At 48.2% G+C, this 10,999-nt stretch carries 8 protein-coding genes; 3 read left to right on the forward strand and 5 right to left on the reverse strand.

Going from position 1 to position 10,999, the window contains the following annotated elements; translation table 11 throughout:
* On the reverse strand, positions 1-902 hold a 902-nt coding region (locus AC2JC8_RS08745), incomplete at its 3' end, for a 3-deoxy-7-phosphoheptulonate synthase (protein ID WP_484594545.1).
* A gap of 71 nt (positions 903-973) precedes the next feature.
* Here AC2JC8_RS08745 and acnB point away from each other — a divergent pair.
* Positions 974-3,520 (forward strand): bifunctional aconitate hydratase 2/2-methylisocitrate dehydratase, encoded by a 2,547-nt coding sequence (gene acnB, locus AC2JC8_RS08750; RefSeq protein WP_484594546.1) that lies wholly within the window; start codon positions 974-976, stop codon positions 3,518-3,520.
* A gap of 106 nt (positions 3,521-3,626) precedes the next feature.
* Here acnB and AC2JC8_RS08755 read toward each other — a convergent pair whose 3' ends face one another.
* Both AC2JC8_RS08755 and AC2JC8_RS08760 read right to left on the reverse strand, forming a co-directional pair.
* On the reverse strand, positions 3,627-3,896 hold the full coding sequence (locus tag AC2JC8_RS08755) for a Txe/YoeB family addiction module toxin (RefSeq protein WP_484401952.1): 270 nt from the start codon (positions 3,894-3,896) through the stop codon (positions 3,627-3,629).
* Complete coding sequence (locus AC2JC8_RS08760) at positions 3,893-4,135, reverse strand: type II toxin-antitoxin system Phd/YefM family antitoxin (RefSeq protein WP_484594547.1); 243 nt, start codon at positions 4,133-4,135, stop codon at positions 3,893-3,895. The genes AC2JC8_RS08755 and AC2JC8_RS08760 overlap by 4 nt, the downstream gene beginning before the upstream one ends.
* Positions 4,136-4,375: 240 nt before the next feature.
* Between AC2JC8_RS08760 and AC2JC8_RS08765 the strand changes: the two genes are divergently transcribed.
* Both AC2JC8_RS08765 and AC2JC8_RS08770 read left to right on the forward strand, forming a co-directional pair.
* Positions 4,376-5,899, forward strand: coding sequence for a B12-binding domain-containing radical SAM protein (locus tag AC2JC8_RS08765; RefSeq protein WP_484594548.1), 1,524 nt, complete (start codon positions 4,376-4,378; stop codon positions 5,897-5,899).
* Positions 5,900-5,940: 41 nt separating this feature from the next.
* Positions 5,941-8,943 (forward strand): S8 family peptidase, encoded by a 3,003-nt coding sequence (locus AC2JC8_RS08770; RefSeq protein WP_484594549.1) that lies wholly within the window; start codon positions 5,941-5,943, stop codon positions 8,941-8,943.
* On the opposite strand, the gene AC2JC8_RS08775 is transcribed toward AC2JC8_RS08770, so the two are convergent.
* Both AC2JC8_RS08775 and purU read right to left on the reverse strand, forming a co-directional pair.
* A complete protein-coding gene (locus AC2JC8_RS08775) occupies positions 8,930-10,204 on the reverse strand; it encodes an O-antigen ligase family protein (protein WP_484594550.1) in 1,275 nt (424 codons plus the stop codon). The genes AC2JC8_RS08770 and AC2JC8_RS08775 overlap by 14 nt on opposite strands.
* Before the next feature lie 4 nt (positions 10,205-10,208).
* A partial coding sequence (purU, locus tag AC2JC8_RS08780) for a formyltetrahydrofolate deformylase (protein WP_484594551.1) occupies positions 10,209-10,999 on the reverse strand: 791 nt, incomplete at its 5' end.

A 10,999-nucleotide genomic window follows, 5' to 3' on the forward strand; every position in this document is an offset into this window, starting at 1 on the left:
AGCATCACTCCCATCACTGCACTGCCGCCTTGCTTTACCTGGGCTGCCACCGCTTCTAACACCTCCCCTTGGCGGCGGTAATCCTTATTTGAATTGCCATGGCTGCAATCCACCATCACCCGGTGGGGCAAACCTGCTGCCTGCAACTGATTTTCAGCTGCAGAGATCGCCTCTGGGTGGTAGTTGGTGCCACTGCCACCACCCCTTAACACCAAATGACCATCCGGATTACCGGTGGTGGAAACAATGGCTGCATGGCCTTGGCGGTTGATGCCAAGGAAATGATGGGGGCGAGAAGCGGCTTCCATTGCGTTAATTGCAACAGTGAGGCTGCCATCAGTGCCATTTTTATAGCCGATTGGCATCGATAAACCAGAAGCCATCTCCCGGTGAGTTTGGCTTTCAGTAGTGCGGGCGCCAATGGCGGTCCAGCTGATTAGATCAGCGATGTATTGGGGCACCACAGGATCAAGCAGTTCAGTGGCAGCAGGTAAACCACGTTCAGCAAACTGCAATAACAAATTGCGCGCTCGCCGCAAACCTGTATTGATGTCGTAGCTGCCATCGAGATGGGGATCATTAATCAATCCTTTCCAACCAACGGTGGTTCGAGGCTTCTCGAAATAAACCCGCATCACAATTTCTAAACTCGCCTGCAACCGTTCACGGATTTGCACCAAGGCACCTGCATATTCTTCCGCAGCACCAAGGTCGTGAACAGAACAGGGGCCAACGATCACCAGTAAGCGATGGTCTTCTCCCGCAAGGATGCGTTTGATCCGCGCTCGCGTATTACGCACAGTGAGGGCAGCCCTTTCGGTGAGGGGCATGTCGCTCTGCAAAATAACGGGAGCCACCAGTGGGCGGGTCTCCACCACATGCAGATCAGAGGTGGGCTGCATAACGGGGCACAGGTGCCAGCTCCTTTGCACCCTAAAGGGTGAAGAATAGGAACAAATAATTTGAATAGCAGATGCTCATCGCCTATCGCGCTGCCGCTAGTGCCCGTGAAGTCCTCGGTGTGCCAGCACTGCCACTTGATGCCGCACAAACCCAAGCGCTTACTGAGTTATTGCAGCAACCACCCGAGGGGGAAGGCACCTTCTTGCTCCAGCTGCTGAGTGAACGAATCCCCCCTGGGGTGGATGAGGCGGCCTATGTGAAGGCCAGCTGGTTGGCAGCGGTAGCAAAAGATGAACTAGCCAGCCCGCTTGTGAGTGGAGAAAAGGCGGTGCAGCTGCTCGCCACAATGATCGGCGGCTACAACGTGGCAGCTCTAATTGAATTGCTATCAAACCAAAAGCAAACGATTGCGGCAGCTGCAGCGGAAGCGTTAAGCAGCACGGTGCTTGTTTATGAGGCATATCACGATGTAATGGAATTAGCAATTAGTAATCGATATGCAAAGCAGGTGGTTGATAGCTGGGCGGCAGCTGAATGGTTTAACAAAAAGGCGCCCCTAGCGAAGGAAATAACCGTTCGAGTATTCAAGGTTGCAGGAGAAACAAACACCGATGATTTATCACCTGCCACCCATGCCACTACCCGTCCAGATATTCCGTTACATGCCCAAGCGATGCTGGAAACGCGCATGCCAGGGGGTTTAGAGGAATTAACTAAGTTAAAAGCAACGGGTTATCCGATTTGCTATGTGGGAGATGTAGTAGGCACTGGAAGTTCACGTAAATCAGCAATTAATTCGGTGTTGTGGCACATTGGCAACAACATTCCCCATGTTCCAAATAAACGAAGCGGTGGGGTGATTTTAGCGAATAAAATCGCCCCGATATTTTTCAACACCGCTGAAGACTCAGGGGCACTACCTATTGAATGTGATGTAAGTCAATTAAATACAGGTGATTTGATCACAATACGGCCCTATGAAGGAACGATAGAGCGAGCGATTGGAGAAGAAAAGTGCGGGGAGATAATCGCTAAATTTGCATTAAAACCAACAACATTATGTGATGAGGTGCAGGCGGGCGGGCGTATACCACTATTAATTGGTCGCGCCTTAACAGACAAGGTAAGAATGCAACTTGCCATGCCAATATCTGATGTATTTATACGCCCAAATTCTACTATTGAAAGTATTAAGGGTTTTACTTTAGCGCAAAAAATGGTGGGTAAGGCCTGCGGGCTTGTTGGAGTTAGGCCTGGCAGCAGCTGCGAACCGTTGATGAGCACCGTTGGCAGCCAAGACACCACAGGCCCGATGACCCGTGATGAATTGAAAGAACTGGCCTGCCTGGGTTTTTCCGCTGATTTTGTATTACAAAGCTTTTGCCACACCGCCGCATATCCCAAACCGGTAGATCTCAAAACCCACGCCGAATTACCAGATTTCATTGAATCCAGAGGGGGCGTGGCCTTGCGGCCAGGTGATGGCATCATCCACAGCTGGTTAAATCGCATGTTGCTGCCCGATTCTGTTGGAACCGGCGGTGATAGCCACACCCGTTTCCCTTTAGGTATTTCATTCCCGGCCGGTTCCGGCCTGGTGGCTTTTGCGGCAGCGATCGGAGCGATGCCATTGGATATGCCGGAATCGGTGCTGGTGAAGTTCAGCGGCTCATTGCAGCCAGGTGTAACCCTGCGAGATGTGGTGAATGCAATTCCCTATATGGCAATCAAGCAAGGGCTACTAACAGTAGAAAAAACAAACAAAATAAATGTTTTTTCTGGCCGCATTATGGAAATTGAAGGGCTACCAGATTTAAAATTAGAACAGGCATTTGAGTTAACTGATGCCACCGCGGAACGCAGCTGCGCCGGCAGCACAATCAAGCTGAGTATCGCCACAGTAAGTGAGTACTTGCGCAGTAATATTGCTCTGCTTAATAATATGATTAGCAAAGGTTATGGCGATAGCCGTACTTTATTGCGGCGGATCAAAGCGATGGAAGCGTGGCTAGCAAATCCAGTGCTACTTGAGGCAGATGAGGATGCCGAATATGCAGCGGTGCTTGAAATCAACCTAAATCAAATCACTGAACCAATTCTTGCCTGCCCCAACGATCCAGATAATGTAAAAACCCTTAGCGAAGTGGCTGGCGATCAAATTGATGAGGTATTTATTGGCAGTTGCATGACAAATATTGGCCATTACCGCGCCGCTGCAACCCTATTAAAAGACGAGGGAGCAAATGCCGCAAAACTCTGGGTCTGCCCGCCTACCCGCATGGATGAAGCGATGTTAAAAGAGGAGGGCTACTACGCAATATTTGAAGCGAGTGGTGCCCGCATGGAAATGCCTGGATGTTCCCTATGCATGGGCAATCAGGCCAGGGTAGAAAACAACACCACGGTATTTTCCACTAGTACCCGAAATTTTAATAACCGCCTTGGTGATGGTGCCCAGGTGTATTTAGGTAGCGCAGAATTGGCGGCGGTGTGTGCTCAACTCGGCAGGATTCCAAGCAAAGATATATACCTTGCGATGGCAGTAAAAAAAATCGATCCAAACCAGCAAGAGCTCTATCGCTATCTAAATTTTGATCAAATCAAGGCTTATCAGTGATAGGTCTTACGCTGCAGCTTCTATCTAAACTTCTCCTAATTTAATTTCAATTAATTAAACCTACATTTAAAAACGTTCGTACTTATTATGCCTGCATTAGTAGAGTTCAGTTGTAATGGCTCCACATCCGCAATATTTTCACGATGTGTTCTTTATCAAGCACCTGATAGACGAGCCGATGTTGGATGTTGATGCGCCTGGAGCTAGCTCCACGTAGATCACCCACCAGAAGCTCGTAGGGCGGCGGTTGCTGGCAGGGATTTTGGGCGATCACATCTAGCAGCTCCTGCGCTTTGGCTTTGAGCGTTGGCGAAGCAGAAGCAAGTTTGCGGGCATCCTTCTGCGCCTGCTTGGTGAACAAAACACTCCAGCTCACCAACCTGGTTCGCTGCTGAGCCCATGAACATCAGTGTCCATCCCCTCAAGGATCGAGTCGCGCATCCCAGGGATCGAAACCAAATACAGAGTTTCTTGAATGGCAAGCCAGTCGGGCTCTGAAAGCAGTACGGCATTACCGCGCTTGCCAGTGATCTGAACGGCTACATGAAACTGCCCCACTTCATCAATTAGGGCATAAAGCCTCTTGCGAGCCTCCGTAGCCGTAATGCTCGCCATAGTTTTCCTATAATAACGTACGTTAAAGCGTACAGCATTTGAAGCCTGATTATCTGATTTTTTGATTTTTTTGCTATTTAATTCCGAGCATCCACCAAGGATTGGGAAATGCATTTACAGAAATAACACCCAAACTAGGCCGCCAGGCCAAACTGAGTTAATGCAAAGCCTGTTAACACCCTGAACCAGGAAACCCTGCTGTTTGAACCAGCCCAGCCGCAGCTGGGGGCACTGAAAACAGTGCTGGCATTCCCTAGCACCTACAGCGTTGGGATCACAAGCTTGGGCTATCAAGTGGTATGGGCAACCCTTGCCAAGCGGCCTGATGTGGATGTGCGCCGTTTGTTTACAGATCAAGGCGACCCATTGCATCGCCATTGCGATCTATTTGGTCTTTCCTTGAGTTGGGAACTAGATGGCCCTGTGTTGCTTGATCTTCTGCAACAACAGCGAATTCCGATCTGGGCAAGCCAACGAGGTGAAAACGATCCCCTTGTATTTGGCGGTGGCCCTGTTCTCACTGCAAACCCAGAACCGTTAGCACCTTTTTTTGATGTGGTGCTGCTTGGAGATGGAGAAGATCTTCTACCAGCATTTATTGATGCGCTGCAATTGCATCGCAATGCAACACGCAGCCAACGCTTACGACAACTAGCCCAGCTGCCTGGCGTTTATGTGCCGAGCCTTTATGTGCCGCGCTATTCCAAAGAAGGTGTGCTGGAACGAGTGGAACCTATAGAGGCAGGCATTCCAGCAACAGTGGCTAAACAAACCTGGCGCGGGAAAAACCTCACCCATTCAGAAGTAATCACTCCAGAAGCTGCCTGGCCCTCAATCCATATGGTGGAAGTGGTTCGTAGTTGCCCGGAGTTATGCCGCTTTTGCTTAGCCAGTTACCTAACCCTGCCGTTTCGCACGCCATCACTAGAAGCAAACCTGATCCCAGCGGTGGAACTGGGTTTAAAAGCCACTGCCCGGCTTGGCCTGCTCGGTGCATCCGTTACCCAGCATCCTCAATTCAACGATCTACTCAGCTGGCTAGCTCAAGATCGTTTTGATGGTATTCGCCTAAGTGTGAGTTCAGTGCGCGCCGCCACTGTTACGCCTCAATTAGCTCAAATCCTCGCAAAAAGAGGTGGTAAATCGCTCACGATTGCGATTGAAAGCGGTAGCGAGCGAATGCGGGAAGTAGTTAATAAAAAACTAAACACTGATGAAATTTATGCCGCTGCCAGATATGCAAAAGAGGGCGGATTAACAGGCCTAAAGCTATATGGAATGGTGGGTTTACCAACAGAAGAAGAAAGCGATGTGGAAGCCACTGCTGATCTTTTAATAGCCCTTAAAAGAGCAACCCCCGGCCTACGTTTATCCCTTGGAGTTAGCACTTTTGTGCCCAAAGCCCATACCCCTTTTCAATGGTATGGCGTGCGGCCAGAAGCAGAAAAACGCCTAAAGCTACTTGCCAAACGCCTGCAACCAAAGGGGATTGAACTGCGGCCTGAAAGCTATGGCTGGAGTGTGATTCAGGCCCTATTTTCCCGTTCTGATCGCCGCTTAGCGCCAGTTATTGCAGCAGTTGGCAGCCAAAACAACAGCCTAGGGGGTTGGAAAAAGGCCTATCGAGAGCATGCCAATACCCTGCCGCCTTGGCAGGAACTAATCCATAACACCTGGAACACCTCGGTGGTGCTGCCTTGGGATCACCTGGAGGGGCCCCTAGCTAAGGCCACCTTGGTGGGTCATTTGGGGGGCAAAATTTAACGGTTTGCTGCTAGTGTCAAAACACATAAAGGTACCACAACATGGCAAAAATAGAATTCGCCCAAAAAGGAGCAAAATCAGCTTCTTTGAAGGTTGCAAGTACGTTTGCTGCCCCTGAAGAAACTCGAACACGCCACTTTAAAAAAACCGAAGCCCTAGCAAAAGATGAACTGTTAGTGCAATGGTCTGCTGAAGCTACAACTACAATTAGAGCCCAAATTCATAAGCAACTTGAAACAGAGGTGGTTGAAACTCTGCATACAAAAGCCATGAAAACCAGTGGCACTGGAGTTCTGGAAGTAGTAATCAATAAAAAAAGTAACCGCAGCCTAAGTCAGTTACAGAAAGAGTTCAGCAATGAAGCAACAGTAATATTCGCAGAACCAAATCAAACTATAAGTATCCAAGCTATGAGCAACGACCCAAAGATTAATAATTTATGGGGCATGCAAGGTAATTATGGCAGCAAGGCAACAACCGCGTGGGATCAAAATTATATTGGTAGCAGCAAAATAGTAACGGGTATTATTGACAGTGGAATTGACTATACTCACCAAGATCTTTACCTAAATATTTGGCTAAATCAGGGAGAAATCCGAAGCTTGAGCTTCTTCTCCTTTCTGCAAGACACAGACAAAGATGGCTTAATAACATTTCGAGATTTAAACAGCAGTATCAATTTAACAAACCCAAGCGCAAATCTCAAGGATTGGAACACGAATGGCTATATAGATGCTGGAGATTTATTGAATAATCAGTCTGGCTGGGAAGACGGTAAAGATAATGACATCAATGGATACATCGATGATTTAATTGGTTGGGATTTTGTCAATAAAGATAATGATCCTTATGATGATAACAGTCATGGAACTCATGTTGCGGGCACAATTGGAGTAATAGGTAACAATAATACTGGCGTTTCAGGCCTAAATTGGCAGACTCAAATGATCGCTCTAAAAACATTGAGCGGTGCAGGCAGCGGCTCTCTAAGTTCTGCGGTAAGAGCCACAGATTATTTTACTACAGCAAAAGTACAGGCCACCAGTCGCAACGAATCATGCAGATTTATTGGAACGAATAACTCTTGGGGCGGCGGCGGATATTCGCAAGCTTTGGCAGATAGTATTAAACGAGCGAGTGATCAAAACCTACTATTCATTGCAGCAGCGGGCAATGGAGGCAGTGATGGAATTAGTGATAACAATGATATCTATCAAAATTATCCTTCAAATTACACAAATTCAAATGTAATAGCTGTTGCATCATTAACAAGCACTGGTGCATTATCTAGTTTTTCTAACTATGGTGCAGTAAGTGTAGATCTTGGAGCGGCGGGATCTTCGATACTATCTACATTACCTGGCAATCAATACGGCACATATAGTGGAACATCTATGGCTACTCCCCACGTAACAGGAGCCTTAGCTTTGATGGCTGCTGCTGCGCCACAGGCAACTGCGCAACAACTAAAAGATGCACTATTGCAATCAGCGGTAGCAACAAATTCCCTTTCTGGAAAAACTTTAAGCGGAGGTAGATTGGATGTGGCGGCTGCTATCAGTAAAATAAATGGTATCCCACCAACAGCAACTCCCACCTATAACCTTACCCCATCGGCAAGCAGCATTAATGAAGGTGCAGTTATTACGAGTAAAGTTACCACAACTAATCTTGTAACTGGCAGCAAACTTTATTACGCATTAAGTGGCACTGGAATAACAATTGCAGATTTCTCAGCAGGCTCCCTCACTGGAGAAGGCGCAATAGATTCTACTGGTAAATTTACTTTCTCTCATACAATAAAGAATGATCTATTAACAGAAGGTACTGAAGCGCTTTCTATAAAACTATATTCTGATTCTTCGCGCACTTTGCAGGTTGGATCTACTGCAACTGTATCAATTGCTGATACATCTAAAACCTCTACGACTCCCACCTATACCCTTACCCCATCAGCAACCACGCTCAATGAAGGTGCTGTACTAACTACGACTGTCGCTACAACTGGTGTTAAGTCAGGAACAAGACTTTATTACTCCTTAAGTGGTATTGGCATCGATAAGGGTGACTTCTCCAAAGGTGCCTTAACTGGTTTAGCAAAGGTGGATTCCAAGGGTGCATTTAAATTTGCTCACACCATCAAGAGCGATCTAAAGACAGAGAGTGATGAGACCCTGGAGATCAAACTCTTTTCGGATAGTAAGCGTACAAAACAGGTTGGGGATACTGCATCAGTAATCATCAAAGATACATCGCAAACACCTGTTACTTCCTACACCCTCACCCCATCGGCAAGCAGCATTAATGAAGGTGCAGTTATTACGAGTAAAGTTACCACAACTAATCTTGTAACTGGCAGCAAACTTTATTACGCATTAAGTGGCACTGGAATAACAATTGCAGATTTCTCAGCAGGCTCCCTCACTGGAGAAGGCGCAATAGATTCTACTGGTAAATTTACTTTCTCTCATACAATAAAGAATGATCTATTAACAGAAGGTACTGAAGCGCTTTCTATAAAACTATATTCTGATTCTTCGCGCACTTTGCAGGTTGGATCTACTGCAACTGTATCAATTGCTGATACATCTAAAGCCTCAACACCATTAAATTTAGTACTTTGGGGCAGCACTCGCAACGATAAAATTTTAGGTGGAGATGGTAACGATATAATTACCGGAGTGGTTAAAAAAGGCGCCACCGCCGTTAGATTAGGGAAGGGGCAAATAGATACACTTACTGGAGGTGCCGGCAAGGATGTGTTTGTACTTGGCGATTCAAGAGGTGTCTTTTACAACGATAATTTGAAAGCCAATTCTGGAAGCAGCGACTACGCACTGATTACTGATTTTAGTTTAATCGATGATAAATTACAGCTCCTCAGTGGTAGCTATCTAACAACTGTTAGCAGTGGCAATCTTTCGCTTTATTGGGATCGCAATAACAGCGGCAACCTACAGTTAAGTGGTAAAAATCAAGACGAAATGATCGCACTAATTAATGGGGTCACAACCCTTAGCAGTAGTAACATTAACTGGATTTAAGGCGTAATCCAGCCAGTAATAACCAACCGGCCACATTGATTCGCCCGTCGTAGAGCGGCAAATCGCTGGAATGTAGTAACACCAAAATTAATACTGACGCCCACCATGCACGCTCAAATACAGGCCCAGTTGCCATACCCAAGCGGGCAGAACGCAACAAAAGCCAAGCCACTACTCCCACCACCAACACAGCCACCGGCCAGCCGTGGCTGATCGCTAGATCCAAGGGCAAATTATGGGGATGGCCATGCCATACCCCCGTTCGCGAGGGATAAATCAAGCTGAAAGCAGCTGCCCCCCAGCCCAGCCAGGGTTGTTCGGCAACTAATCCCGCCGCTACCGTCCATTGCCCCAAGCGGGTGGAAGCTAGGGGTCTATCACTAAAAGCCAGATCGCTAAGCCGGCCCCAAATCGCCTCTGGCACCAAAGCGCGGGCGGGCTGTTGTATGAAATCCGGGATTACTGGCAACACAGCAAATCCCACCGGTAATAGCAACAGCAGGATTAGCGGCAGTAACCACAACCAACGGGCCGGGCCCAGCACCAAAGGCAAGGCCAGCACTGCTGCTCCCCAGCCATTGCGGGAGTCGGCGAGATAAAGGGCTGTCAATTGAGCAATTAGAAAAATCAACAACAGCGGCAGCTGCCAGCGGGCTTTACCAGCCTGAAACCTGGCGAAACATTCAAATGTTGCAGCTAAAAGCAAAGGCCAACTGAATGCCAACCAAGCAGCGGCGATATTGGCGTAATCAAATAAGCCCGATAACCGCTCTGACGGCATGCCCCCTGGGGCCATATGCCAAATCAACAAACCGCCAAGGGCTTGCCAGGGACCACTCCAGCCAAGCCATAACTGGCCCAGACCGGTAAAAATCACCGGTAGCGTGCCGGAAACAAATAACAAAGCGATCCGCCGTCGCCCCTCAGCGGTGGCTACATAGGGCTGGAAACCCCAAAAACCCCAAAAAAATGGCAGCCAATTCATTAGGCCAAACCAAGCCAACCAGCCACTGAATGCACGGCTTGCACCAAGCAGCATTAACACTGCGATCAATAAAAAAACGCGGTTAAGGCGATCGTTCCACCACGGGCGCCGCTTACAACGGCTGCCTTGCAACAGGGCCCAAAACAGAGGCGGCACCGCCAGCAACAAACTGCTGGGCAACAAAAAAACGCCAAATTGAAATGCAATCCAGCCCGATGCCGTGGCTGCCGCCGGCCGTTGCCCCTGCACCCAGGTATTTATGGCTGCAAACCGCATTGAGCTAGTCAAACACCGCTGTGCGACCGCGATAAACCATTACCTGATCGCATATGTGCAATCTCACTGCCCGTGAAAGGGCTAAACGTTCCATATCCCTGCCTTTACGGATTAAATCCTCCACATCATCCCGATGGCTCACATGAACAGTGGCCTGCTCAATAATCGGCCCTGCATCTAGATCTTCCGTTACGTAGTGGGCGGTGGCACCAATCAATTTCACACCGCGCTCCCAGGCCCTTTGATAGGGCCGCGCGCCCGTGAAAGCGGGCAGAAAAGAATGGTGGATATTTATTACCGTTGGGAAATTCTGTAAAAAATTAGCGCTTAACACCTGCATATATTTAGCAAGCACCACCAGCTCAATAGTTTCCTGCCTTAATAAAGTTAATTGACGTTGTTCTACTTCTGCTTTTGTGGCGGCATTGATTTCAAGTAGCTCAAACCGGGCGCCAAAATTCTCAGCTATTTGCCGCAAATCCGGATGATTACTAATCACAAGGGGCACCTGCATCGGCAATTCACCAGCCTTAGTGCGCCAGAGAAGATCTAGCAGGCAATGGTCTTGCTTACTAACAAATAGAGCCACCCGAGGCAGATGATCGGAAAAGTGCAATTGGCCATCACCACCAAGCCGCTGGGCAAGAGCAGTTGCTGCTGCAGGAATAGCCTCACGCGGCAGGCCAAAGCCATCTAGGTCCCATTCGATCCTGCTAAGAAATAAACCAGCACCTCCATCTGTGTGGTGATCAGCGTGGCGGATATTGCCCCCATTAGCTGCCACCCAACCCGATA

This window comes from Synechococcus sp. (assembly GCF_982614295.1).